Origin of the sequence: Pseudarthrobacter sp. O4 (genome assembly GCF_050157025.1) — a bacterium.
Classification (GTDB): domain Bacteria; phylum Actinomycetota; class Actinomycetes; order Actinomycetales; family Micrococcaceae; genus Arthrobacter.
In genome coordinates, this window is record NZ_CP189591.1 from 2870778 (window position 1) to 2897009 (window position 26232).

Sequence of the window (26232 nt, forward strand, 5' to 3'; positions counted from 1 at the left end):
GGGGTGGGTCTGGAATCCCGGACAGCACCCACCAACAAGCCCTGTTTCCGCGGCCGCGCACAGGCTTTAGTGGATATAGAACTTCATCCCCCGAACCACCACGAAACTAAAGGAGCCCCTCATGGCACCCGCCGATTTCACCACCGGTGCCCGCCCGGTCAAAGCGGCCCGCGGCACCACGCTCACCGCCAAGAGCTGGCAGACGGAAGCCCCGCTGCGCATGCTCATGAACAACCTGGACCCCGAGGTCGCCGAACGCCCCGATGACCTCGTGGTCTACGGCGGCACCGGCCGCGCCGTCCGCTCCTGGGCCGCCTTCGACGCGATCACCCGCACCCTGGAAACCATGGAAAAGGACGAGACCCTGCTGGTCCAGTCCGGCAAACCGGTCGGCGTCTTCCGCACCAATGAATGGGCGCCGCGGGTGCTCCTGGCCAACTCCAACCTTGTCGGCGACTGGGCAAACTGGCCCGAGTTCCGCCGGCTCGAGGCCGAGGGCCTGATGATGTACGGCCAGATGACCGCCGGGTCCTGGATCTACATCGGCACCCAGGGCATCCTGCAGGGCACCTTCGAGACCTTCGCCGCGATCGCCCGCAAGCTCACCGGAGACGAGGACGGCACCCTCGCCGGCACGCTGACCCTCACCGGCGGCTGCGGCGGCATGGGCGGCGCCCAGCCGCTCGCCGTCACCCTCAACGACGGCGCCTGCCTGATCGTCGACGTCGACGAGAGCCACCTGCGGCGCCGCGCCGGCAAGCGCTACCTCGACGAGGTGGAGACCGACCTCGACGCCGCCATCGCCAAGGTCCTCAAGGCCAAGGAAGAGCGCCGCGGCTGGTCCGTGGGCTACGTCGGCAACGCCGCCGAGGTGTTCCCGGAAATCCTGCGCCGCCACAACGCCGGCGAGCTCACCGTGGACATCGTCACGGACCAGACCTCCGCGCACGATCCGCTGAGCTACCTCCCCGAGGGCATCACCGTGGAGGAATGGCACCGCGAGGCCGCGGCCGATCCGGAGGGCTTCACCAAGAAGGCCCAGGCCTCCATGGCCAAGCACGTCCAGGCCATGGTGGAGTTCCAGGACGCCGGCGCCGAGGTGTTCGACTACGGCAACTCGATCCGCGACGAGGCACGCAAGGGCGGCTACAACCGCGCCTTCGAATTCCCCGGCTTCGTCCCGGCCTACATCCGGCCGCTGTTCTGCGAGGGCCTGGGCCCGTTCCGCTGGGTGGCGCTCTCCGGCGACCCGGAGGACATCGCTGTCACGGACAAGGCCATCAAGGAGCTGTTCCCCGAGAACAAGCACCTGCACCGCTGGATCGACGCCGCGCAGGAGCGCGTCGAGTTCGAGGGCCTGCCGGCCCGCATCTGCTGGCTGGGCTACGGCGACCGTGCCAAGGCCGGACTGCTGTTCAACCAGCTCGTCAAAGAAGGCAAGGTCAAGGCGCCCATCGTGATCGGCCGCGACCACCTCGACTCCGGCTCCGTGGCCTCCCCGTACCGCGAGACCGAGGCCATGGCCGACGGCTCCGACGCAATCGCCGACTGGCCGCTGCTCAACGCGCTGCTCAACACCGCCTCCGGCGCCACCTGGGTCTCCATCCACCACGGCGGCGGCGTGGGCATCGGCCGCTCCATCCACGCCGGCCAGGTCTCCGTCGCCGACGGCACCGACCTCGCCGCCCAGAAGCTCGAACGCCTGCTCACCAACGACCCCGGCATGGGCGTCATCCGCCACGCCGACGCCGGCTACGACCGCGCCGTCGAGGTCGCCCAGGAACGCGGCGTCCGCATCCCGATGAACGAAAGCAATTAGGAACATCATGTCTGTACTGACTCACGAACCGCTCACCGTCACCCTCGGCTCCAGCGGCGTCACCCCCGAGGACGTCGTCGCCGTCGCACGCCACGACGCCAAGGTGACCATTTCGCAGGACGCCCTGGACGCCGTCGCCAAGGTCCGCGCCCACATCGACGACCTCGCCCACAGCGAGGTCCCGGCCTACGGCATCTCCACGGGCTTCGGCGCCCTCGCCAACCGGCACATCCCGAACGAGCTGCGGACCCAGCTGCAGAAGTCGCTGATCCGCAGCCACGCCGCCGGCATGGGCCCGGCCGTGGAACGCGAAGTGGTCCGCGGCATAATGTTCCTGCGCGCCAAGACCCTCGCCTCCGGCCGCACCGGTGTCCGCCCGGTGGTGCTGCAGACCATGGTGGATGTGCTCAACGCCGGCATCACCCCGGTGGTCCGCGAGTTCGGCTCCCTCGGCTGCTCCGGCGACCTCGCCCCCCTGTCCCACTGCGCCCTGGTCCTGATGGGCGAGGGCGAAGCGACAGGACCGGACGGAACGCCCTACGGCGCACGCGGAGAAAGCACTGTCGCCGAACTCCTCGCCGAACACGGGATCGAACCCGTCACCCTCGCCGAGAAGGAGGGCCTGGCGCTCGTCAACGGCACCGAGGGCATGCTTGGCATGCTGCTGATGGCCATCGCGGACATCCGCCAGCTGCTCACGACGGCGGACATCACCGCCGCGCTCAGCGTCGAGGCGCTGCTCGGCACGGACCAGGTGTTCCTGCCCGAGCTGCACGCGGCGCTGCGTCCGCACCCGGGCCAGGCCGCCTCAGCGGACAACATGCTGCGCGTGCTGTCCAACTCCCCGATCGTGGCCTCGCACCGGATCAACGACACCAAGGTGCAGGACGCCTACTCGCTGCGCTGCGCCCCCCAGGTGGCCGGCGCCGTCCGCGACACCGTGGACCACGCCGCCCTGGTCGCCTCCCGCGAACTCGCCGCCGCGATCGACAACCCGGTGGTCCTGCCGGACGGCCGGGTCAGCTCCAACGGCAACTTCCATGGCGCACCGGTGGCCTACGTGCTGGACTTCCTCGCCATCGCCGTCGCGGATCTCAGCTCCATTGCCGAGCGCCGCACGGACCGGATGCTGGACCCGGCCCGCTCGCACGGGCTGCCGGCCTTCCTCGCCGCGGACCCGGGCGTCGATTCCGGCCTCATGATCGCCCAGTACACCCAGGCCGGGCTGGTCTCGGACAACAAGCGGCTGGCCGTTCCGGCGTCGGTGGACTCGATCCCGAGCTCCGCGATGCAGGAGGACCACGTCTCGATGGGCTGGCATGCGGCCCGCAAGCTCCGCCGGGCGGTGGAGAACCTGCGCCGCGTCCTGGCGATCGAACTGGTGACCTCGGCCCGGGCGCTCGATATCCGCACCCAGGTCTCCGGCGGGGAGCTCACGCCGGGGCCGGCGGGCGCCGCCGTGATCGCGGCACTGCGCGACGTCGTCGACGGTCCGGGGACGGACAGGTTCCTCTCGCCGGAACTGGAGGCGGCGGATCTGCTGCTCGCCTCGGGCAAGGTCCGCGCGGCGGCCGAATCCGCCGTCGGAAATCTCGCCTGAGGGAAAACAAAATGCAGTTTCCGTGAACATTTTCCGGCGCCCCCGAAATACTCGGCAACACGGCCAGCGGGGGCCCGGGAAGTGTAGTACTAATGGAGAGTCACACCAATGAAGTTGTGGCGAAGAACATATACAAAGGGGTAGAAGTTCATGAAAGCACGCGGGACGGTTCTGTCCAGGCGCCTGGCATCAGCCGCCACGGTTTTCGACTGGAGAAGCCTCAAGGCCGGAGATCGGGTCGAAATCCTCAAGCACGCACAGGTTTTGGCGGCCGGTGAAGTCGAAGAAGTCTCGGTGAGCGGCAACGTGCTCTGGCTGGTCCCGGCGGGCCCGTCCGAGACGCAGCTTTTCCTGAAGTCCGACGGCGTCCAGGTGCGGCGCAGCTAGCCGCACCCGGCGTCACCACAAGAAGTCCCCGTCTCCCGGACCGGTCCCCGCATCCAGCGGGAACGGTCCGGGAGGCGGGGACTTTTTGCGTTCCGGCAGCCCGTGTCCTTTGGCTCCGCCTCCGCCTACCCCAGCAGCGTAGTGATCAGCCGGGCGGCCACCCTGGCCGTGCGGCCGTCAATGTCGAACTCCGGGTTCAGCTCGGCGACATCCAGGTGCAGGAGTTTCCCGCTCGCCGCGACCTGCCGGCACACGGCGCTGATCACGGGCAGCGGCACACCGTACGCGGCCGGAGCGCTCACGCCCGGGGCCACCGATGCCGGCAGCACGTCCAGGTCGATGGTCAGGTAGAGCGCGTCCACCTGCGCCAGGAACGCCGCCACAAAGGTATGCGCGGTCTCCGCCGAGCAGTCCTCGTCCAGCAGGTAGTCCACGCCGAGCTCCCCGGCAGTGCGGAACAGTGCCTTGGTGTTGTTCGGTTCGGAGATCCCGACGACGGCGTACCTCAGTTCGCGGCCGGCGGCAGCTTCCGCGCGGGCCATCTGCAGGAACGGGGTGCCGGAGCTCGGCACGGGCTCGTCGCGGAGGTCGAAGTGTGCATCCAGGTTCAGCACGCCCACCCGCAGGCCCTCCCGGACCGCGGCCGAGCCGGCCACGCCGAGGTAGCTGGCGAACGCGGTCTCGTGGCCGCCGCCCAGCACCACCGGAAGCCTGCCGGCGTCGAGCAGTCTGCTGATGGCGAGTCCGGCACGGGCCTGGCCGGCCTCCAGGGCGTCCCCGGCCACGGTGACGTCACCGGCGTCGTGCACGTCCCGGGTCAGGTGGAAGGCGAGCGGGCCCAGTGCGGCGCGGATGGCGGCGGGGGCCGCGGCGGCGCCCGTGCGGCCCTTGTTGCGGCGTACCCCGGCGTCGCTGCCGAAGCCAAGGACGACGGCGGCCCGCGTGCCGGATCCGGCCGGAAGAGTGCGCCCGGAGTACGGGGTGACGGCCTGCCACCAGCGGCGGTCCTCGGCGCCGTCGCCGTCGAACCGCCCGGTCCAGGGCTGCGGCGGGATATCGACGGAGAGCGCGGGAGAATCCATGGTCCCAGCTCACCGCAGCCGCGACCCGAAAGCCAGCCGCGCCGCCGTCGGGCTGTCCGGAATCCCGGAAAACTGGCCGAAACGCCACCGAAACGCCGCCGAGGTGAGACTTCACGCCGATGTCTTTGCCGGACAAACATGGGCGCGACGTCTCACCTCGGCGGAGGGGATCGGAGGGAGAGGCCCTTAGTGCATCCCGAGGGCGGCTTCGATCGGGCCGATTGCGAAGAACAGCAGGAACGCGGCCGCCACGGCCCACATCAGCGGGTGTACCTCGCGCGCGCGGCCCTGGAAGGTGCGGATCAGGACGAAGGCGATGAAGCCCGCGCCGAGGCCGTTGGCGATTGAGTAGGTGAACGGCATCAGGGTGAAGGTCAGGAAGGCCGGGATCGCGATGCCCCAGTCCTGCCAGTCGATCTTGCCGACCTGGGAGACCATCATGAAGCCGACGACGACGAGGGCCGAGGCGACGGCCTCGAACGGAACCAGGTTGATCAGCGGGGTGAAGAACATGGCGACGAGGAACAGCAGGCCGGTGACGATCGAGGCCAGGCCGGTGCGGGCGCCTTCACCGATGCCGGCACCGGATTCCACGTAGATCTGGTTGGAGGAGACCGACGCGCCGCCGCCGATGATCGCGCCCACGGCGTCGACCATCAGCACGCGGTCAACGTTGGGGATGTTGCCGTCCTTGTCGATGGTGCCGGCCTCCGTGGCCAGGCCCACCATGGTGCCCATGGCGTCGAAGAAGAAGCTCAGCAGGATCACGAAGGCCAGCAGGGCCGCGGCCACGGCGCCCAGGTGTTCAAACGCGCCGAAGGGGTTGGCCTTGCCGATCAGGGACAGGTCCGGGGCCGCCCAGTCCGTGAACTTCGGGGCCACGAGGGACCAGCCCTGCGGGTTGAAAGGCTTATCCTTCTGAACGCTGGGACCGATGTGCAGGGTGAATTCCAGGACCACGGACAGGATCGTGGAGGTGACGATGCCGATCAGGATCGCGCCCTTGACCTTGCGGACCACGAGGGCGATGGTCAGGATGAGTCCGAAGACGAAGACGAGGGTGGGCCAGCCCAGGAGCTTCCCGTCGAAGCCCAGCCCGACCGGGACGGTGGTGCCGGCGGCGTCCGGGATGCGGCGCACGAAGCCGGCGTTGACCAGGCCGATCAGGGCGATGAAGAGGCCGATGCCGACCACGATCGCGGTCTTCAGCCCGTCCGGGACGGCCTTGAACACCGCGGTCCGGAACCCGGTGAGGACCAGGATCAGCATGGTGACGCCGGAAATGACCACTACGCCCATCATGTCCGGCCATGTCAGGCCCGGGTTGGTGGCCACCGTGACGGCCACGAACGCGTTGACGCCCAGCCCCGTTGCCAGCGCGAAGGGGTGCTTGGCCCAGGCCCCCATGAGGATCGTCAGGATGCCGGCCACGAACGCGGTGACCGCGGCGACGGCCGGGAAACCCAGCGTGGCGCCGGAGGAATCGGGGCCGGAGAGGATCAGCGGGTTCAGCACCACGATGTAGCTCATGGCGAAGAACGTGGCAAAGCCGCCACGAATCTCGCGCGAGAAGTTCGACCCCCGCTCGGAAATCTTGAAATACCGGTCGAGCGCAGAGCCCTGCTTGAGCATTAGTCCTCCGGGAGATATGGGTGGTTACCTGAATCCTACTTGGGCGCGGACCCGCCGACCCAGCGATTTCGCCTAGTCTGTTAGCAAGCCAACACGAGGAGTAGTCAGCCCATGCGCCTGATCCGACAGCTGCTGAGCGCCGTGCTCGGTGCCATGATTCTTGCCTCCGCCTTGTTCGGGGCCGCCGCCCCGGCGTCGGCGCACGACACCGAGGAATCGAGCAGTCCGGCATCGGGAGCCACGGTGCCGACGCTGCCGGAAAAGGTCTCGGTCACGTTCAGCAAGAACCCGCTGGCGATCGGTTCGCAGATCGCGGTGACCGACGCCGCGGGGACAAACTGGGCCGACGGCGCCGTGGAGATCGTGGACAACGTCGCCTCGGAGAAGCTCAGGCCCGGTGCCCCTGCCGGGGTGTTCACCGTCGCGTGGCGGGTGGCCAGCTCGGACGGCCACCCCATCGAGGGCAGCTTCACCTTTACCGCGACGGCAGGGTCAGGGGCAGCGGGTTCGGCGCCGGCCGCCGCGGTCCCCACGCTGGGGACGCCCCAGCCCGGCCTCACGGCGACACCGACGCCGGCGTCGGGCGCTTCCGAGCCGTTCCCCTTCAGCATCGTGATCTTCGTCGGAACGGCCGTGGGCATCCTGGTCGTCCTGGGCCTGATGGCCAAGCGGCGCCTCGGCCCGGGCAGCGAGGACAACGGCACGGAGGACAACGGGACTGAGGACAATGGCACGGCGGACAGCAGTAGTGACGACAACGGCGCTGCCGACGACGGCGGGGAACCGGGCCCCGCGGGCCAGGCCAGCGAAGGCGACCGCAAAACCAAAGAATAGGCCCCCTAGGCAGGTGCCGCCAGGGCAAAGCCGCCGGACAACGTGGACGGAAAGCCGCCCGGGTGGACCTTGGCGGAGATCGCGTGGCCTACCACCTTGGCCTGGCGCAGTACTTCCTTCGGCGTGGGAGTGATGAGCTCGCCGACCCCCACCAGGTACATCCCCAGTGCGTGCATTGCTGCCATCAGGTTCTGCCCGGCGGCCACGCCGAGTTCGGAGAGCATCCGGCGCAGCTGGCTGTGGGCGCAGCGGGTCAGGACAAGATGATCCGCCAGGAGGACGCCGCCCGGGGTGCGGACGGCCCACTGCTTTGCGGGGGACCCGGGACCGCCGGCGTCGAGGTGGTCCAGCTGCAGGGCCCGGATGTTGTTGCGGACGTCCAGCTTGTGGCTCGCGGCGTAGTTCCGCAGATGCCGCAGGATTTCGTTGCGTTCCCGGAGCGTGGCGGCGTCTGCCGCATCGCAGCGCTGCAGGGACGACGTGTTGGCCGGATGGCCTGCGCCCAGCAGATCAAGCCCGTCCACAATGATGGAGTCCACTCCGCGGCGCTGCAGTTCGCTGGCGACCGCGAGTCCGGAAAGGCCCGTGCCGATGATTACCGCGGTGGTCCGCTCGATACCCCCGGGCGCAGGCATGTTCGACACTGCTAGGGTCCCTTCTCGAATGGTGCCAGTCACGGGGCCGTACCCCGGACGCGATCGCTGACCTGGCCCGGACGCCGGCTCCGGTGCGGAGCCGCGTCCTGAAACACGAGTTCTGAAACACTAGTCTCGGTTCAGCGATGCCTCGAAGACTACCTAAGAATCCCTGCCGTGGATAGAGCCAGCCACACATTCCCGAAGTGCGGGCATTTCCGGCCAGTACGCCCCGGACGGACGGCCGAAAACCGCGGGATCCTGCCCCGCCGGACAGCCTGTTAACACTGTGTAAGACCTTCCGTTAACACTGTGTAAAACCTTCGCCGGGCTGCCGCCGCAGGGTGCCCGGCGGCCAGCTTGCCAGTTGCCGATTAACCGAGAATAGTGAGGAAAATCAGGGGTTGTAGCGCGCAGATTCCGGGGCGCGACGCCGGTGGACGGTGCACCCGGACCCTGCACGCCGACGCCTCTGGCAGAATAGCCGCAACATCAGGCAAGAATCGCGAGGAGGCGGACCCCATGGGCCGAGAACAGGTGCATCCGGACCCGGCAGGGGAAGCCGACGGCGGGCCGTCGGCTCCGCGGGGGATCGTGGTCGGTGTGGACGGTTCGGACCACAGCCAGTGCGCCCTCGTCTGGGCTGCCCGCGAGGCCGAGCGCCGCCAGCGTCCCCTGCATATTGTGACCGCCTACTCCGTCCCGATCTTCGCCGCCTCAGGGCTCGACGGCGGCTACGCCACGGTCGACGACTCGGTGATCCGCGAAGGTGCGGAAGCCATCCTGAAGCAGGCCCTGGACAAGGTCGCCGGCTACAACATCGACGTCGACGCCTCCGTCGAAAACGGCGACGCGTCCGGTGTGCTGCTGGAAATGACCGAGACCGCCGAACTCCTCGTCTTCGGCACCCGCGGCCGCGGCGGCTTTGTCGGCCGGCTGCTCGGTTCCGTCAGCAGCGCCCTGCCGGCCCATGCGAAATGCCCCACGGTCACCGTGCCGCTGATCTGTGCCGACCGCCTCGGCGAAACCACCGATGACAAGCACGTCCTGGCCGAACGGGCGAAGTCCGGCCGCCAGCCGATCGAGAACGTCGTCGTCGTGGGTGTGGACGGCTCCGAGCAGGCCCGTGTGGCCGTGCTGGAGGCGGCGGCCCAGGCCGAGCGGTTCTCGGCGCCCCTCCGGCTCGTCTGCGCCGTGCCCCAGTACAGTGGATCGCTGGCCTGGGTTCCCACCCCGATGGACCGCGAAGCCCTCTTCGCCGACATCAAGGTCCAGCTCGACGCCGGCGTGGCCTGGCTCAAGAGCCACTTCCCCCGGCTGGCGGTGGAGACGCAGCTCGTGGACGGTTCCCCGGTCGACATGCTTGTCGAGGCCAGCCGGCACGTGGAACTGGTGGTGGTCGGCACCCGCGGCCGCGGCGGGTTCGCGGGAATGCTGCTCGGCTCGACCTCGGACGGCATCCTGCACCACGCCAAGGGCCCCGTCATGGTGATCCCGGACCGGGATGATCCGCGGCTGGCAGACCGGGCAAACTTCGGGCCCATCCTCGGCGACTGACAGACCCGGAATCTTCCGCGCCGAAGGGAGGGCCGGCCGATGGAGCAGCTCCGCAGCCCGGGCACGCCGGGGCGTGCGCCGCGGGATGAGCCGCGGCACCACCTGGTGCTCGGGCTGGCGCTGGTCAGCAAGGACATGCTCCCCGAGGTCGGCGGGAAGGCAGCCAACCTGGGCGAACTGCTGCGCGCCGGGCTGCCGGTGCCGGCCGGGTTCTGCGTGACCACGGAGGCCTACCGGCAGGCCATGGCGCCCGCCGGGCTGGAACAGGTCCACCGCCGACTCACCGCGACCGACGCCGATGACCTCCCGGCACTGGCCGGGCTGGCCGCAACCGCCCGGGGCCTGGCCCTGGACGCCGCCGTCCCTGCCGGAATCGCCGATGCCCTCCGGGCCTCGTATGCGGCGCTCGGGGCGGACATTCCGGTTGCCGTGCGGTCCTCCGCCACGGCCGAGGACCTGCCGTTCGCCAGTTTCGCCGGCCAGCAGGACACGTTCCTGAACGTGGTCGGCGCCGAGGCCGTTATTGCCGCCGTCCGCCAATGCTGGGCCTCGCTGTGGACGGACCGGGCCGTGAGCTACCGCGCCACCCACGGAATCAGCCCCTCGACCGTGGCCCTGGCAGTGGTGGTGCAGCGGATGGTAGACGCCGCCGTCGCCGGGGTGCTTTTCACCGCGAATCCGGTTACCGGGAGGCGGCACGAGGCGGTCATCGATGCCAGCCCCGGCCTCGGAGAGGCGGTGGTCTCCGGGGCGGTCAACCCGGACCACTTCGTCGTGGACGGAGCAAGCCGGAGAATCCTGGAGCGCCGGATCGGCAGCAAGGCCCTGGCCATCCGGTCCCTGCCGGGCGGCGGAACCGAGCGGATTGAACAGTCCGACGGCGCTTCCGCACCCTGCCTGACCGACCCCCAGCTCGCGGCGCTGGAACTGCTCGGCCGCCGCGCGGAGGTGCACTTCGGCTCGCCGCAGGACCTCGAATGGGCCATCGACGGGGACGGCACCGCATGGCTGACCCAGTCCCGCCCCATCACCACGCTCTACCCGCTGCCGGACAAGCCTCCTTCCGGGGACGGGCTGCGCGTCTATCTGTGCTTCAGCCTGGCCCAGGGCCTCACCCGCCCGCTGACCCCGATGGGGCTGGCCGGCTTCCGGCTGATAGCCTCCTCCGTGGCCGTTGCCGCACATTTTGACGTCCCGGAACCGTCCAAGGGCCCTTCCCCCTGTGTCCAGGCGGGACAGCGCATCTTCTTCGACCTGACCCCCGTGGTCCGCAGCTCCACGGGCCGTGCGATTGTCCCGCGCGTGTTCGACGTGATGGAGTCCCGCTCCGCGACGGTGCTGCGCCGGCTCTTCGGGGACCCGCGGTTCTCCGTCACGGTCAGATCCCCCTGGCCGGTCCTGAAGCACATCGTTCCCGTGGCCGCCCGCGCCCGGGTCCCGGAGTCCCTGCTCCGCGCCTTGTTCCGCCCGGAGGCGGCACTGCGCCACGTGGAACGGTTCGGCGAGCGGTTCAGGGCCGCCCTCGTGGTGCCGGCGGACTCGACGCCGGTCCAGCGGCTGGACCACGCCGAGCGCATCCTGGGCCAGGAGCTCTTCCCGGTGGTCCCCAACGTCATTCCCCTTCCCGCCCTCGGCTTCGCCCTGCTGGCCGCCGCCGGCAAGCTGCTCGGACGCCGCCCCGAACCGGGGGAACTGCAGGCCGTCCTGCGGGGGCTGCCCAACAACGTGACCACCGAGATGGATCTGGCCCTCTGGCAGCTGGCCGCCGCCATCCGGGCCGACGCCGCCTCCGCCTCGGTGTTCGCCGGCACTGCGCTCCTGGAGCTGGTCCGCCGCTACCGGGCCCGTGAGCTTCCCGCCGTCGTGCAGTCCGGGCTCGCCGGTTTCCTGAGCCGCTACGGCCACCGGGCGGTGGCCGAAATCGACCTCGGGATGCCCCGCTGGTCCGATGACCCGGCACATATCCTCGGTGTCCTGGCCAACTATCTGCGGCTGGACGATCCCGCTCTGGCCCCGGACCGGCAGTTCGGCAACGCGGCGCGCCAGGCGGAGGAGCAGGTGGGCAGGCTCGTCGCCGCGGCGGGGGAGCGGAACCGGCTGCGGGGCGCGCTGGTCCGCGCGGCCCTGAAACGGACCCGCCTGTTTGCCGGGCTGCGCGAGCTGCCGAAGTACCACCTCGTGGAGGCCCTGGCCTCAGTGCGGCAGCAGCTCGCCCTGGTCGGGACGGAACTGGCAGCGGCCGGACGCATCCGCGAAGCCGATGACGTTTTCTTCCTGGAGCTTGCCGAGGCCCGCGCTGGTCTGGGCGGAAAACTGCTGCACGGCATCGTGGAGCAGCGCCGCGCCGCCTACGAAGCGGAACTCGGCCGCCGGCACATTCCCCGGGTGCTGCTTTCGGACGGCACCGAGCCCGAGGCCCTGCAGCCCGCCGCCGCCGCCGCGGCGGGCACGCTGCGGGGATCGCCGGCCTCGGCCGGCACCGTCACCGCCAGGGCCCGCGTCATCCTGGACCCGCAGGGGGCCCACCTGGAACCCGGCGAGATCCTCGTCGCGCCGTCCACGGATCCGGGCTGGACGCCACTGTTCCTGACCGCCGGCGGACTCGTCATGGAGATGGGCGGTCCCAACTCCCACGGCGCCGTCGTCGCCCGTGAATACGGAATTCCCGCCGTGGTAGGTGTACCGGACGCCACCACCCGGATTCTCACCGGCCACAGCATCACGGTCGACGGCGCCGCCGGCACCGTGGTGGCGGCGGGCTGACTCCCGTGGCGCCGGCGGCGTTAGGCCCTTCCCCGGAGCCGGCGTCTCGCTACAGTGAGGCCATGAGTGAGTGGGGCCATGAGTGAAGAGAGCAGCCCGGGCATCCGGACGCCGGCCGACGGCGGACCGGCCCGGCGGCCGCCGTTGCCGGGCACGGACGATCCCTGGCTGCCCGGGTGGCTGGTGCGTCGCCCGCTGACGGCCGGCTGGGTCTGGGCGGGAATCTGGGCGGTGCTGATCGTCGCCGATGAATTCCTCGACCTGGCGGGCTGGGCCTGGTACGTCCTGGTCGGGATGGCCGCGCTTCCCACCCTGCTGGCGACGCTGATGCTGCTGCAGGCCACACCGCGCAGATTCCTCAAGCCGCGGAGGGAGTCGGTGCTGGGACATTTCTTCGTCCGCTTCCTGGCCCTGATTGCGGCGTTCCTCGTCTGGGGGCTCTCGGTGGTCATGAGCGCCTCGGTCTCGACGACCATCCAGTCGCTCGTCGGCGCCTCGGAACGGGAGGTCACCTCCTTGGGATTCAACCTGCTGCTGGCAGCGATTCCCCTCGTGGTCTCGGTGCTGTGGCTGGCTTTCATCATCCGTTGTGCCTGGTTCCTCCGCCGGCTCCGCGGCTGGAAGCAGGATCCGGCCGGGGCCCGCGTGCCGAAGAAGTTCCTGCGCAGCAGGCCACGGCTCAGGCGGGTGGTGCTCGGGCTCGCCCATCCGGGGCTGCTGCTCGTCGCCGGGCTGGGCACCTCCGTCCTCGCGCTCCTGCTGGGAGCAGTCGAGCTGACGCTGTCCGTGCTGCAGTAGCAGAGCGGTAGCCGCCGCAGCGTTGCCGCATCGTCAGTGTCCCGCAAGGGTGAAGCCGTGATGTTCCAGGCGTACTGTTGAACCATGAGCTGCAACGTTGGAGTGCGGTCCCTGTGACCGGTAAATGGCTGCGCTGGATTCCTGCCGTGGCCGTCCCCGCCGTGATCGCCGGGGGCGTGCTGGTGGGTTCCCTACCCGCGAGCGCCGGGGATCCCCTGCCGGCCAAGACCCCCCAGCAAGTGTTGCTGATGATCGCCCAGCACCAGGAGAAGTCCCTTTCGGGAACCCTGGAGCAGAGTTCCGAGATCGGCCTGCCCCAGCTGCCGAAGGCCGGACCGGGCGCCGGATCCCCGGACACCGCCTGGCTGGAGCTGCTGACCGGTCCGCACACTGCGCGCGTCTACCTCGACGGACCCGAGAACGCCCGTGTCCAGGTCATGGACCGGATGGCGGAACGGAATGCCATCAAGCACGGCAACGAGCTCTGGTTCTACAACTCCAAAGACAACACTGCCGCCCACGCCCAGCTTCCGGCCGGCACCGCTGAGCACCACCGGACCGGGCCAGGCACCATGCGGACCCCGGCGGAGCTGGCCGACACGCTGCTGGCCAAACTTGACGAGACCACGGACGTGAAAGTCGGCCCGGACGTCCGGGTGGCCGGCCGGCCCGCGTACAACCTCGTGCTCACGCCCAAATCCACGGTGACCCTGATGGGTTCCATCGCCATCTCGGTTGACGGTGAGAGCGGACTGCCGCTCGGCGTCGAACTGAAGGCGCGCGGACAGTCCGAACCGGCCTTCCGGGTCGCGTTCACCAACCTCTCGCTGGAAACCCCTGACGCTTCCGTCTTCGAGTTCAGCCCGCCGCCCGGGGCCACCGTCAAGGAAATTCCGGTTCCGGAGCACACCTCGGAAGGCCCGATGGCGCGGCCGGACAAGGCCCACGAACCGAAGGGCGCCACGCGGCCTGCCGTTACCGGAACCGGCTGGGAATCCGTAATCGAGCTCCCGGCCGGGGCGCTGGCGGCACCGGCGACGCCGGCCGGCCCACCGTCGCCTGACCGCGGGCTTTCCGGCGGGTCCTCCTCCGGCGCTGCCGCGTTGCTTGAGCAGGCGGCAACCCCCGTCCCCGGCGGCAGGCTCGTATCCACCGCGCTGGTGAACGTCCTGATCCTCGACGACGGGCGCGTCTTCGCCGGCGCCGTGCCCCTGGAACGGCTCCAGTCCGCCGCCAAGGGTTGATCGCGCGGTGACGGCGCGCGGTGACTGTCCGGTGGGCCTCCGGTGACCGCCGTCGTTCTTGATGCTGACCTGAGCATCGAGACCCGGGGTCTCAGCAAACGGTTCGGCCATCAGCTGGCCGTCGACAGCGTCGACCTGGCCGTGCCGAAAGGCTCGGTCTTTGGTTTCCTCGGCCCCAACGGCTCGGGCAAGACCACCACCATCCGGCTCATGCTCGGCCTCGCCGCGGCCACCGGAGGTTCCGTGCGCCTGCTGGGCCAGGAGATGCCCCGGCAGCTGCATGAGGTGCTGCCCCGCGTGGGCGCCCTCGTCGAAGGGCCGGCCTTCTACCCTTTCCTGTCCGGCACTGCCAACCTGCACCGTTTCGACGCCGCGGACCCGCACGGTTCGGCCGCCACCCGGAAGGCCCGGGTCCAGTCAGCGCTGGAAAAGGTCGGCCTGACACACGCCGCGGACAAGAAGGTCCGGGCCTACTCGCTGGGGATGAAGCAGCGGCTCGGCATCGCCAACGCGCTGCTGGCTCCCCGCGAGCTCCTGGTCCTGGACGAGCCCACGAACGGCCTCGATCCGCAGGGGACCCGCGAGGTCCGCAGCCTGGTGCGTTCACTTGCGGCCGACGGCGCCACGGTGTTCGTCTCAAGCCACCTGCTGGCCGAGGTGGAACAGATCTGCACGCACGCTGCCATCATGAGTGCGGGCCGGCTGGTGGCGCAGGGGACCCTTGCGGAGCTCCGCCAGGCCGGGCAGGCACGGCTCCGGGTGCTGACCCCCGACGCCGGGGACGCGGTCCTGGTCCTGGCCGGCCTGGGATTGACGGTCGACGCCGACTGCGGCGGCAGGTTCGCCGGTGGCCGTTCCGGCGCGGGAAACTCCGCCAACGGTTCCACGAGGGAGGGCGAAGTGCTCTTCGCGCCCCTGCCGGCCGGGGCCGACGGCGGGGTGGAACCCGAGACGGTGGTGGCCGCCCTGGTGGCAGCCGGTGTCCGGGTCCGGGGCTTTGCGACCGAACAGGTCAGCCTCGAGGAACGTTTCGTGGCACTGACCGGGGAGGGCTTCGACGTTGTCCAGTGAATCTTCCGGGGCAGCCCGGGTCCGGCGCCGGCCGTGGGGCGGCGGCCTGCTCGGGTCCGAACTGGGTGTGCTGTTCCGGCGCCGCCGGACCTGGGCGATGCTCTGCGCCCTGGCCGCCATCCCGATCCTCGTTGCCGTGGCGGTGCGGGTCTCCTCCAACGTGCCGCCGGGCCGCGGCCCGGCCTTCCTGGACCGAATCTCCCAGAACGGGTTGTTCGTCGGCCTCACCGCCATGCTGGTGTCCGTTCCGCTGTTCCTCCCGCTGACCGTGGGGGTGGTGGCAGGGGATACCGTGGCGGGCGAGGCCGGGCTCGGGACGCTGCGCTACCTGCTGGTGGCCCCCGCCGGCCGGGTCCGGCTGCTGCTGGTTAAATACGCCGGTGCGGTGGCGTTCGCGGTCGTGGCCCCGCTGGTTGTGGCGCTGGTCGGGGCGGGAATCGGGGCCGCGCTCTTCCCGGTGGGCCCGGTGACGCTGCTGTCGGGGGACACTGTCGGGGCCGGCGAGGCGTTCGTGCGGCTCCTGCTCATCGCCGCCTACCTCGCCGTCTCGTTGATGGGGCTCTCGGCGATCGGTCTGTTCACGTCCACCCTCACGGATGTTCCGGTGGGGGCCATGGCGGCCACGGTGGTGCTCTCGGTGGTCTCGCAGGTGCTCGACGCACTGCCGCAACTGGAGTGGCTGCACCCCTGGCTGTTCAGCCACTACTGGCTGGATTTCGCGGACCTGCTCCGCCAGCCCGTGTCCTGGGACTCGTTCGCCACGAACGCCCTGCTGCAGGGCGGGTACGTCGCCGTCTTCGGCGCCCTCGCCTATGGCAGGTTCGTCACCAGGGACGTGCTGTCCTGAGGGCGGCGACCGGCCGCCGGAGGTGCGGGGCTGCCGCCGCCGGGCTCAGGCGTGCTGGCGGGCCTCGTGCTCCGCGTGGGTCGCGGGTTCCAGCTGGAACGTGCAGTGTTCGGTGTCGAAGTGTGAGCCCAGACAGGTGACGAGTTTGTCCAGCACGCGGTCGGCGCCGCGGGCGCCCAGGGCTGCGTCCGCCACCACCACATGGGCGGAAAACACCGGCACTCCGGAGGTGATGGTCCAGATGTGGATGTCGTGGACGGACATTACCCCTTCCACGGCCAGGATGTGTTCCCGGATGAGCTGCACGTCCACGCCCTTGGGGGTGGCTTCGAGGAGCACGTCCACGACGTCGCGCAGCAGGTGCCAGGCCCGGGGAAGGATCATGAAGGCAATGACAATCGAGGCGATGGTGTCCGCCGCCTCGTACCCGGTGACCATGATGACAATTGCGGCGGCGATCACGGCAAAGGACCCGAGCAGGTCGCCCAGCACCTCGAGGTAGGCGCCGCGGACGTTGAGGCTTTCCTTCTGGGCGCCGCGGAGGATCAGCAGCGAGACCAGGTTGGCGACGGCGCCAAGGACGGCGGCGGCCAGCATGACGTCGGTCTGCACTTCGGGAGCCGAGCCGAGCCGCCGGATGGCCTCGGTGAAGATGACCACCGCGATGACGATCAGGACCAGCGCGTTGGCCAGCGCCGCGAGGACTTCGGCGCGCTGGTAGCCGTAGGTGCGCTGGTCGCTCGCCGGACGGGTGGCGATCCAGGCGGCCAGCAGGGCGATGAAGACGCCGGCGGCGTCGGACAGCATGTGCCCGGCGTCGGCCAGCAGCGCGAGCGAACCCGACACCACGGCCCCGACGATCTGGACCAGCACGACGGCGAGGGTGATGCCGAGGACGGCGACCAGGCGCTGCCGGTGCTTCCCGGTCGCTGTGATGCCGTGTGAGTGGCTGTGGTCGTGTCCCATGCCTACTAGGCTATCCCCAGCCGAGCTCGTGCAGGCGGTCGTCGCTGATGCCGAAGTGGTGCGCAATCTCGTGCACCACCGTGACGGTGACCTCCTCGATCACGTCCTCGCGGGAGGCGCAGATGTCCAGGATGGGCTGGCGGTAGATCGTGATGCGGTCCGGCAGCGAGCCGGCGTCCCACCAGGAGTCCCGTTCGGTCAGCGGCACGCCCTCGTAGAGGCCCAGCAGCACCGTGTCCGGGTCCTCACCCGGCTGCGGCGTGTAGTCGTCCTCGATGAAGATCGCCACGTTGTTCATGGTCTTCGCCAGCTCCGGCGGGATCCCGTCCAGGGCGTCGCTCACCGCGGCTTCGAACTCGGATTCCGACATCGGGAACGGCATTGAACCGCCGTCGTTGTCGCCGTCCGGGTCATCCGGGACGATGGGCAGGCCGGGCGGCAGCGAAGGGGGCATAGCTGAACTGTAGCGCTGAACCTAGCGGGACCCGCGCCGGGTCAGTCCGACGCCGACGAGGCAGATGACGCCGCCGACCAGGCCCCAGATGGTGGGAATTTCGCCCAGCACGAGCCAGGAGATCAGGATGGTGGTGCCCGGCACCAGATACGTGGTGGCCGCAAGCCGTCCGGCGTCGATCAGCGAGAGGGCGTACGCCCAGGTGGTGAAGGCGATGGCGGTGGGGAAGACGCCCAGGTACACGAGTCCGAGCGTGGCCGGCAGCGGTGCGGCCTGAAGTTCGGTGAGAAGCTGGCCGCTGAAGGGCAGGCAGCAGACGGCGCCCACCATGATGCCGAACCAGGTTGCCTGGGCTGCGGGGAATTTCCGCAGCACCGGCTTCTGCACGATCACGCTGACGGCAGCGAGGGCGGCGGCGAGCAGGCACAGCAGCACCCCGGCGACGTCCGCCGTCGAGCGCTGCCCCGAACCGAGCGCGATCACGGCGACCCCGCAGAACGCCACCAGGCTGCCGACGATCAGCCAGCGCGGGAACCCCTCCTTCAGGATCAGCCCGGCCATGACCGCGACGAGGATCGGATTGACGTTGATCAGCAGGGCGGCGGTCCCGGCGTCGAGCAGGTGTTCCGCGGCGTTCAGGGCGACGTTGTAGCCGCCGAACCACATGACGCCGTAGGCCAGGATCGGCCACCACTCGCGGCCCTGGGGCAGCATGCTCTTTTTTCGGAGCTTTGGCAGTACCACGAGCCCCAGCACGACGGCGGCAACCGCCAGCCGTCCGAGCGTCAGGGGGCCGGGGGAGAAGCTGGGGCCCACGGCGCGGATGCCTACGAAGGCGGACGCCCAGAGCACCACGGTGACCACGACGGCGGCGATGCCGAGCCTGCTGATCCGGCCGGGCGGGAGCGGCGGTTTCGGGGATGCGGGGGTGGGAGCATGCGGCGGCACTTCGTGGGTGCTGTCCGGCTGCGTCTTTTCCCGGTGGGTGCTGTCCGGGGTGGGGGAGCCTGTCTCGGCGGTTGTTGCCATGCTGCCAATCTAGTCCGTGCGGCGCCCGGGCGGCTGGCGGAAATCGGTCACTTCTAGTCGAGTTCCTGCCAGTCAACGGGCCATCGGCGTCACCGGAGCACCCGCGCCGCGTCCTGGATCGCCGAGGCCACCTCATCGAGTGCCGCCGATCCATACCGCCACTGCTGCCAGTGAAGCGGCACATCGAGGTAGCTCGAGGGGGCCAGGGCAGTCAGCCGCCCGTGTTCCAGGTCTTCCGTTGCTTCGATCTCGGGGAGCAGACCCCAGCCCATTCCCAGCCGGATGGCTTCGCCGAATTCGTGGGCGGCGGGGACGTAGTGCCGCGGCGGCTGGAGGAGTTTCCGGCTGAATCTGCGCAGGTAGCGGTCCTGCAGATCGTCCTTGCGGTCGAAGTGGATGACCGGGGCCTTGGCGAGCGTTTCCGCCGTCACGTCGGCGTCGAACCATAGCCGGGCGAAGTCCGGGCTGCAGACCGGCAGGTAGCGCATCACGCCCAGCCGGCGGGACGAGCAGCCGGGGGCGGCTTTGGCCGTGGTGGTGATGGCTGCGGCGGCGGCACCGCTGCGGAGGAGCTCCAGCGAATAGTCCTGGTCCTCACGCAGGATTTCGAGCTGGACCGCGCCGGCCACCGCGGCGAGGCCGGCCAGCGCCCAGGTGTGCAGCGAATCGCTGTTGATCACCAGGGTGAGCCGGATTCCGGATTGAGGGACGCCGGGCTGGAGTTCCTCGGCCAGATCGGCGGAGAGCATGTCCAGCTGCCGGGCGAAGCGCACCACGGCTTGCCCCGAGGGGGTGAGTTCGACGGGACGCGTTCTTCGCAGTACCGGGCGGCCGACGGCTACCTCGAGGGCACGGACGCGTTGGCTGACGGCCGAGGCGGTGACCGACAAGTGGCTGGCCGCCGCGTCGAAGCTTCCATGGGCGACGATGGCCGCCAGCGTCCGGGCCTGCTCGGGGTGAATGTCTATCATTAGCTGATCTTATGTTGAAGCAGAAAGATTAACTGGTTTCATGGCAGTCCCGCGCCTAGCGTTGGGCTGGTGATCCTCTCCGCGTTTTCCGGCCTGGCAAGTGGGCTGTCCCTTATTGTCGCCATCGGTGCCCAGAATGCCTTCGTGCTCCGCCAGGGCATCCTGCGTTCCCATGTCGTCCTGGTTGTCGCCGTGTGTGCAGTGTCGGACCTCGTGCTGATCGTGCTGGGTGTGGCCGGCATCGGCGTCGTCATTGAGCGGGCGCCCGCGGTCCTCGTCGTCGTGCGCTGGGCAGGTGCCGCCTTTCTCCTGGTCTACGGCGCACTCGCTGCCTCGCGTGCCATCCGCGGCGCAGAGCCGGCCCAGCCCGGAGCCCGCCACGGCGGCACGCGGCTGGCGGCCCTGGGCACCTGCCTGTCCCTGACCTGGCTGAACCCGCACGTCTACCTGGACACGGTTTTGCTGCTGGGATCCCTGGCCGGCACTCACGGCACGGAAGGACGTTGGTGGTTTGCCGCCGGGGCCGGCCTGGGCAGCATCGCCTGGTTCGCTGCGCTCGGGGCCGGCGCGCGGTTCCTCGCGCCGCTGTTCGAGCGCCGGAACGCGTGGCGCGTGCTCGACGCCGGCATTGCCGTGGTCATGATCACCCTCGCGGTGATGCTCGTCGCCTGAGCCCCGCCGGGTGCCGGGCGTGCTGCGGCGGCTTTTGTGGGTGCCCGGCCGATTTTGGATAATCCGGGGGTCTGCCCTTATAGTTTTATAGTCCAGTTCGGAGGAACCCGAAAGGACAAAAACGAAAGGCTTCGGCCCTTAATTTTTGCCCTTGTTTTTCGCGTGTTTAGCCGGATGGCGTTCTGGCCCCCATCGTCTAGCGGCCTAGGACACCGCCCTTTCACGGCGGCGGCACGGGTTCGAATCCCGTTGGGGGTACGCAAGGAACTGGTCAAACCGGGGGTGAAAGTCTGGTAGGCTAAAGGCCTTGAAAAATTGCGGTAGCGATACTGCAGAGAAGCAAGAAAATAGCAAGGCCCTGTAGCGCAGTTGGTTAGCGCGCCGCCCTGTCACGGCGGAGGTCGCGGGTTCAAGTCCCGTCAGGGTCGCTCTGATTGCCGGAAGAGATTCCGGCTGTCATGGTGACATGTCACCTAGGCTCTGTAGCTCAGTTGGTAGAGCGTTCGACTGAAAATCGAAAGGTCACCGGATCGACGCCGGTCGGAGCCACCAGCTAGAACCCCGCAGTTCCCAGTGTTTACACGGGAACTGCGGGGTTTTTTCGTTATGGCTGGACACCCGAGTTCAGCGTGCATCAGGACGGATGCCTCCGAGTTCCGAAGCGGACCTCTGGTATTCCCTTGGTAGAGCACCCTGTCCTTTGCGGCATCAGCCGCAGCTCCACCTGCTCCAGACTCCCGGATAGCGGCAGCGGCATCCACGCTGCCCGGCTGGCACACCATTTCTAGGTCCGGGCCTCCTTCCCCGTGTCTTGCCATTGCGCAATCCAGGCAGGACAGAGTCCAGCGCCTCTACTTTTGCGGCGTCCAGTTCGTTGAGTCGGAGTTTGATCCGCTGGCCGTGCAGCCACACGCCGAGCGCGCGCCCCAAAACCGCTCCCGGACGTGCCCAGAATGCGGGCACCAGGCACGGCGCAATCGCCACGATAGTCAGCTCGGTAAGTCACCTTTCAGAGGGCAAGAAAAAGCTCGAAGCTCGTCAGGACAACCCTGCGATCAGCGGTGATCTTCAGATGGCCTGCGATCTGTGTGTGCTTGCTTGGCGGTATTCCTGTAACGCGTTTCTTCAATGGGAGCAGGGCGGTGCAGGTATTGCCCCCGTCCCACGGCCGTGTGGCCGTCGGGGTCTCAGCCGGGTAGATCATCGCTGGCCGATTCTGCCTCGGCGACGGTGTTTCTTCCGGCGGCTTTGGCAGCGTACAGGGCGACGTCGGCTTCTTTCAGGAGCTGTTCGGTGCTGACTCGGTGTCCGGATGAGTAGGCCGATATGCCTGCACTCATGGTCAGGACGCCGAGGGGACGGCCGGAGTGCAGGATTCCCATGGCCTGGACCGCCGCCCTTGCCCGTTCCACGGCCATTCTGGCCCCGGACACCGTCTGGTTGTGCAGTACGAGGAGGAATTCCTCTCCGCCGTAGCGGTAGACGCCGTCGCTTGTCCGGGCATGGCTGGCGAGTGAGTCTGCGACGGCCTGCAGTGCAGCGTCGCCGGCCGGATGTCCGTAGAGGTCGTTGTAGCTCTTGAAATTGTCGACGTCGCAAAGGGCGACGCAATAGTCCTGCCCGTACCGCTCGCTGCTGTTTTGCAGCCGTTCGATGTCTTCGGAGAGCTTGAGCCGGTTGTAGAGCTTGGTCAGAGGATCCCTGCGTGCCTGTTCGGCCAGGGCGGTGCGGTAGCGGGCGAGGTCCGTGTGCAGCGACGTTACCCTGAGTGCCACGAGAAGGCGGGTGTGAAGGGTGAAGGGTTCGAGGGGCTTGGTCACGTAGTCGTCAGCCCCGGCCTGCAGCCCTGCCAGGACATCGTCCTGCGACCCGTGGGAGGTCACGAGGACAAGGTACGTGTACGAGTTCTTTTCGGTAGACCGGATGGCGCGGCAAAGAGCCAGTCCGTCCAGGCCCGGCATTTTCAGGTCGGTCACCACAACCTCCGGCCGGTGGATCTGGAACAGCTCCCAGGCCGCGTCTCCATCGGCGGCGACAATACATTCGTGCCCGGACTGCTCCACCGCCGCCTTCGCAACCAGCCGCGAAACGTAGTCGTCGTCCGCTACCAGGACCTTCATGGCTTCCCCGCCACTTCGTAGCCCAGCGCCGCTTCGACCAAAGCGAGTTCTGCTTCGAGCCGCGCCAGCAGGTCCGGGTGGGCGTGATCCGGAGTGCCCGCAGTGCGTTCGAGTTGGTGGCAGAGCGCCGCCGCCCGGTTGGCGCCGATGCTGGCCGCGGCGCCCTTGAGCTTGTGGGCGGCCTCTTCGAGGGCTTCGCCGCGGCCGTCATCGAGTGCCCGGCGCAAAGAGTCCAGGCTCGGTTGAATGTCCTGCCGGAAGGCTTCTGCGGCTTGGGGCAGCAGCCCTTGCCCGTCCGACGCCCCGAGGGACCGAAGAATCGACAGCCTCGCCGGATCGAGAATCGGCTCTTCGCCGGGCGGCGCGACCGGGGGTATCCATCGAGCGAGGACTGCCTCCAGTTTGGCCAGATCCACCGGCTTGGAGAGGTAGTCGTCCATGCCTGCGGTGCTGCACCGTTCGCGGTCCTCGTCCAGAGCGCCGGCCGTCATGGCGATGATCGGCAGCCGGCGACCGTTCCCTTCCCGGGCCCGGATCGCACCGGTCGCCTCGAAGCCGTCCATGACCGGCATGTGGCAGTCCATGAGCACGGCTGCGTACCGGACCTTCTCGGTGGCGGCGACAGCCTGTGAGCCGTCCTCGACCAGGTCAACCTGGTATCCCAGCTTCGCGACCATGCCCCGCGCCACGAGCTGATTGACTTCGTTGTCCTCGACGACGAGGATCCTGCCGCGTGAGGGCCCGCCGTGCTGCGCGGGCAGGGTGCGGGCAACTGGCCCGACCACCGCCGCGGAAGGGGCGGCCACCAAGCGCATGAGACGGTCGAAGAGCGCCGAGCTGCGCACGGGTTTGGTCAACCATTCCCGGACACCGGCCGCGGCAAGTTCTGCCCTGTCGACGTGCATCGTGGAGGTGAGCATCATCATCCGGGCGGACACCGCGGCTCCCTCACCGCTGAGGATGCGTGCAAGCTCCAGCCCGTCCATTTGTGGCATGCACATGTCCAGGACAGCGATGTCGTAGGGCCGTCCGGCCGCCTCCTCTGCCCTGGACCTGACCAGGGCCTCCTGGCCACCGGTGACGGCGTCAGGTTTCATTCCCCAGTCCGTCAGCTGCGATTCCAGGACCAATCGGTTGGTCGCATTGTCGTCCACGACCAGCACCCGGAGCCCGGTCAGCAGGTCCGGCGGGAGAATGGCCGCGGCCGGGGCCGCCGGCGCCACGGGCAGGGGGATGGCGAACCAGAAGGTGCTTCCCTTGTCCAGGGCGCTCGAGACTCCGATTTCCCCGTCCATGGCCTCGGTGAGCCGGCGCGAGATCGCCAGGCCGAGGCCGGTTCCGCCGAAGCGGCGGGTGGTGGACGCGTCGGCCTGGGAGAAGGATTCGAACAAACGGTCGTGATCGGCGGCGTCGATCCCGATCCCGGTGTCACGGACTTCGAAACGCACCGTGACGCGGCCGGCGTCGGCCTCCACAACGTGGACGCGGACGGCGACCTCGCCGGAGGCAGTGAATTTTACGGCATTGGAGGCCAGATTCAGCAGGATCTGGCGGATGCGGCCCGCATCGCCGACCAGCCGCGGCGGGACGTCGTGGTGGCAGTAGGCGATAAGTTCGAGCCGTTTCGCCTGTGCCGATTCGGCCAGGAGGACGGCGACTTCTTCGACGAGCACGCGCGGATCGAAAGGGGCTGGGTCCAGGTCAACCTTGCCCGCCTCGAGTTTCGAGAAATCCAGGATGTCGTTGATCAGCGTCAACAAGGCTTCGCCGGCACCCTTCACGCCGTCGGCATACAGACGCTGCGTCTCATCCATGTCCGTCTCCAGCAGCAGCGAGGTCAAGCCGATGACGCCGTTCATGGGAGTACGGATTTCATGGCTCATCGTCGCCAGGAACTCTGATTTGAGACGGCTCGATTCCTCCGCTGCCTCACGGGCGACCAGCAATTCCGCTTCCGCTGCCCGGCGGGCGGTGATGTCCTGGGCAATCGTCGCTATCCCGCGCACGCCATGCTCGCCCCGGATGGGTGACACGGTCATCGAAACAGGCAGCACGGACCCGTCTTTCCGCACACGTTCGGTCTCGTAGCTGCAGGCATCCCCGCTGTCGAACACTCCCTTAATGGTGGCCAACTCGGACTCGCGGTCATGATCCCGCATGAGGAAACCCCGGTTCCTGCCGATCATCTCGGACGCCGCGTAACCGTAGAGTCGTTGCGCCCCGGGGTTCCAGATCGTGATCAAACCCTCGCTGTCCGAGCCGAGGATCGCGTCGTCCGAGGAATTCACGATCGCGCCCAGGCCCTCTAGCTGCGCGGTGCGCTCGGCCACCTTCGATTCGAGATCACGGGTCAGCGTGACGTTCTGGTAGATAATGACAAACTGGCGCGCCACGACCAGCACCACAACGGTCAGGCCGGTGAGCAGGAGGAATGGATCGTGTTCCTGCCGGAGGCGGTCCGGGGACACAAGGATTGCGCCGGCGACGGGGACGTAGGGCAGCAGTTCCAGCGCCAGGGTGTACACGCGCCGGTCGGTCCGGCTCCGTTCCGTGTGGCGGGCCAACGGAGCCAGCGCTAACAGCAGGAACGCACAGACCCATCCCGCCGCCAGCGGCGTTCCGGTCACCCCGGTGACGCCTTCGAAGGTCAGCCTCACGTATACGCTGTCGGTCAGCGCCAGGACGAGGAGGCCGCCGCCCAGGCAGAGCCACCGCAGCCGGTCTCCGGGCGCACTGCGCATGGTCAGCACCAGGACCAGCGAACCCATGAGGACATCAACGACCGGGTATGCCACTCCGGTGAGGTGGGCGAGAAAATCCTGGCCTTTGGTCTGGGATACAGGGCCAAGCACCGTGGCCCAGCTGATGAACAGGACTGCACTCGCGATGACCGCCGCGTCCAGCAGGGTGCGCATGAGGGCGACGCCGGAGCCCTGGGGCCGCGGGAAGGAAAACAGGGCAATTGCCGCGGGTAACGCGTAGCCGAGGAATGCGGCGTCGGCCAGTGACGGGAACGGATAGACGTTGTGTTGGGTGATGCCGAAAAACGTCCAGACCCCCTGCCCTGCCGCCCAGAGGGAGGCGGCGATGGTCATGAACCGCCAGCCCCGCGCGTTTGCGTCCGGCCGCCGGGCGGCACGCGAGCAGCTGGCCACAGCGACGAGCACGGCCAGCAGAATGGCGAAATCAGCGACCGTCAGCGCCAGGGTCGTTCCCGGGACAGCGGCCACGAATCCGGCCAGGGCTGCAACCGCCGTGCAGGCGGCAGCGATCAGCCAGGGTACGGGTACGATACGGGCCGCTCTCATGAGCGCCGGAGGGAAGCGACGGCCGGAACACCGGGAGGAAAGTCCGGCAAAACACCCGGTGGCGTGTGGAAGAGCCAGAGCGCCTGGGCGCGGTACGCATCCCAGTCGCCCACAGTCACGCCCAGGATTACGGGGGCCCGGCCCACAGCCAAGGTCTGGTGGTGGTAGACGGTTATCCGGTCACGCCGGATCAGCTTGGGCGCTGCCGCGGATGCACTCCCGGCATCGGCGTAGTTTTTCGATTCCCTCGAGCAACCACGCGGCAAGATCCGCTTAACCCCGGCGGTTCCGGCCGGTTGAAGAGCTAACATTCATTTCCCAGCTGCCGGTCTTTTTATATTCAGATGATGGTGAATCTACCGTCCCACACCGGGAGAAACGCGTCCGGCGCGTTCGCGCAGGAATACCGAAAGATCTGCACAGCATCCCTCGCCGGCCATTCC

20 protein-coding genes and 3 tRNA genes are annotated in these 26232 nt (G+C 68.7%); 14 read left to right on the top strand and 9 right to left on the bottom strand.

Translation table 11 applies throughout. The annotated features are described in order from the left end of the window. Positions 1-121: 121 nt before the first annotated feature. From ACQCSU_RS13400 to ACQCSU_RS13410, 3 genes are all read left to right on the top strand, one after another. Positions 122-1819: a urocanate hydratase gene (locus ACQCSU_RS13400; RefSeq protein WP_426975797.1), complete on the top strand. Its 1698-nt coding sequence runs from the start codon at positions 122-124 to the stop codon at positions 1817-1819. 7 nt (positions 1820-1826) lie between these two features. Further along, positions 1827-3419, top strand: coding sequence for a histidine ammonia-lyase (hutH, locus tag ACQCSU_RS13405; protein WP_426975798.1), 1593 nt, complete (start codon positions 1827-1829; stop codon positions 3417-3419). A 150-nt stretch (positions 3420-3569) separates the two neighbouring features. Beyond that, positions 3570-3806, top strand: coding sequence for a hypothetical protein (locus ACQCSU_RS13410; protein ID WP_426975799.1), 237 nt, complete (start codon positions 3570-3572; stop codon positions 3804-3806). Between the two features lie 125 nt (positions 3807-3931). Here ACQCSU_RS13410 and hutG read toward each other — a convergent pair whose 3' ends face one another. Next, entirely contained in the window at positions 3932-4888 is a 957-nt protein-coding gene (gene hutG / locus ACQCSU_RS13415) for a formimidoylglutamase (protein WP_426975800.1), read from the bottom strand. A 186-nt stretch (positions 4889-5074) separates the two neighbouring features. After that, on the bottom strand, positions 5075-6520 hold the full coding sequence (locus ACQCSU_RS13420; RefSeq protein ID WP_426975801.1) for an NCS2 family permease: 1446 nt from the start codon (positions 6518-6520) through the stop codon (positions 5075-5077). A 111-nt stretch (positions 6521-6631) separates the two neighbouring features. Between ACQCSU_RS13420 and ACQCSU_RS13425 the strand changes: the two genes are divergently transcribed. Next, positions 6632-7354, top strand: coding sequence for a copper resistance CopC family protein (locus ACQCSU_RS13425; protein WP_426975802.1), 723 nt, complete (start codon positions 6632-6634; stop codon positions 7352-7354). A gap of 5 nt (positions 7355-7359) precedes the next feature. On the opposite strand, the gene ACQCSU_RS13430 is transcribed toward ACQCSU_RS13425, so the two are convergent. Beyond that, a complete protein-coding gene (locus ACQCSU_RS13430; protein ID WP_426975803.1) occupies positions 7360-7989 on the bottom strand; it encodes an FAD-dependent monooxygenase in 630 nt (209 codons plus the stop codon). 522 nt (positions 7990-8511) lie between these two features. On the opposite strand from ACQCSU_RS13430, the gene ACQCSU_RS13435 reads away from it, so the two are divergent. The 6 genes from ACQCSU_RS13435 to ACQCSU_RS13460 all read left to right on the top strand — a co-directional run bounded on the left by ACQCSU_RS13435 (position 8512) and on the right by ACQCSU_RS13460 (position 16269). Further along, complete coding sequence (locus ACQCSU_RS13435) at positions 8512-9546, top strand: universal stress protein (RefSeq protein WP_426975804.1); 1035 nt, start codon at positions 8512-8514, stop codon at positions 9544-9546. 39 nt (positions 9547-9585) lie between these two features. Further along, positions 9586-12309, top strand: a complete 2724-nt coding sequence (locus tag ACQCSU_RS13440) for a PEP/pyruvate-binding domain-containing protein (RefSeq protein WP_426975805.1) — start codon at positions 9586-9588, stop codon at positions 12307-12309. Between the two features lie 78 nt (positions 12310-12387). Then, a complete protein-coding gene (locus tag ACQCSU_RS13445) occupies positions 12388-13107 on the top strand; it encodes a hypothetical protein (RefSeq protein WP_426975806.1) in 720 nt (239 codons plus the stop codon). Positions 13108-13220: 113 nt separating this feature from the next. Beyond that, positions 13221-14351: a LolA family protein gene (locus ACQCSU_RS13450; protein ID WP_426975807.1), complete on the top strand. Its 1131-nt coding sequence runs from the start codon at positions 13221-13223 to the stop codon at positions 14349-14351. 42 nt (positions 14352-14393) lie between these two features. Next, positions 14394-15422: an ABC transporter ATP-binding protein gene (locus ACQCSU_RS13455; protein ID WP_426975808.1), complete on the top strand. Its 1029-nt coding sequence runs from the start codon at positions 14394-14396 to the stop codon at positions 15420-15422. Positions 15423-15519: 97 nt separating this feature from the next. Further along, positions 15520-16269 (top strand): ABC transporter permease, encoded by a 750-nt coding sequence (locus ACQCSU_RS13460; protein WP_426979792.1) that lies wholly within the window; start codon positions 15520-15522, stop codon positions 16267-16269. Between the two features lie 45 nt (positions 16270-16314). On the opposite strand, the gene ACQCSU_RS13465 is transcribed toward ACQCSU_RS13460, so the two are convergent. The 4 genes from ACQCSU_RS13465 to ACQCSU_RS13480 form a co-directional block, all read right to left on the bottom strand. After that, positions 16315-17235, bottom strand: a complete 921-nt coding sequence (locus tag ACQCSU_RS13465) for a cation diffusion facilitator family transporter (RefSeq protein ID WP_426975809.1) — start codon at positions 17233-17235, stop codon at positions 16315-16317. Between the two features lie 10 nt (positions 17236-17245). Further along, entirely contained in the window at positions 17246-17689 is a 444-nt protein-coding gene (locus tag ACQCSU_RS13470) for a metallopeptidase family protein (protein ID WP_426975810.1), read from the bottom strand. A gap of 21 nt (positions 17690-17710) precedes the next feature. Then, entirely contained in the window at positions 17711-18718 is a 1008-nt protein-coding gene (locus ACQCSU_RS13475; RefSeq protein WP_426975811.1) for a DMT family transporter, read from the bottom strand. An 89-nt stretch (positions 18719-18807) separates the two neighbouring features. Beyond that, positions 18808-19689, bottom strand: a complete 882-nt coding sequence (locus ACQCSU_RS13480) for an ArgP/LysG family DNA-binding transcriptional regulator (RefSeq protein ID WP_426975812.1) — start codon at positions 19687-19689, stop codon at positions 18808-18810. Between the two features lie 69 nt (positions 19690-19758). On the opposite strand from ACQCSU_RS13480, the gene ACQCSU_RS13485 reads away from it, so the two are divergent. From ACQCSU_RS13485 to ACQCSU_RS13500, 4 genes are all read left to right on the top strand, one after another. After that, a complete protein-coding gene (locus ACQCSU_RS13485) occupies positions 19759-20361 on the top strand; it encodes a LysE/ArgO family amino acid transporter (protein WP_426975813.1) in 603 nt (200 codons plus the stop codon). 185 nt (positions 20362-20546) lie between these two features. Then, positions 20547-20619, top strand: a tRNA-Glu gene (locus ACQCSU_RS13490). 96 nt (positions 20620-20715) lie between these two features. Further along, a tRNA-Asp gene (locus ACQCSU_RS13495) sits at positions 20716-20789 on the top strand. Positions 20790-20837: 48 nt separating this feature from the next. After that, a tRNA-Phe gene (locus tag ACQCSU_RS13500) sits at positions 20838-20913 on the top strand. A gap of 635 nt (positions 20914-21548) precedes the next feature. Here ACQCSU_RS13500 and ACQCSU_RS13505 read toward each other — a convergent pair. Together ACQCSU_RS13505 and ACQCSU_RS13510 are read right to left on the bottom strand one after the other, a co-directional pair. Further along, entirely contained in the window at positions 21549-22481 is a 933-nt protein-coding gene (locus ACQCSU_RS13505; RefSeq protein WP_426975814.1) for a GGDEF domain-containing response regulator, read from the bottom strand. Further along, entirely contained in the window at positions 22478-25789 is a 3312-nt protein-coding gene (locus ACQCSU_RS13510; RefSeq protein WP_426975815.1) for a response regulator, read from the bottom strand. Before ACQCSU_RS13510 ends, ACQCSU_RS13505 begins: the two co-directional genes overlap by 4 nt. Positions 25790-26232 lie beyond the last annotated feature (443 nt).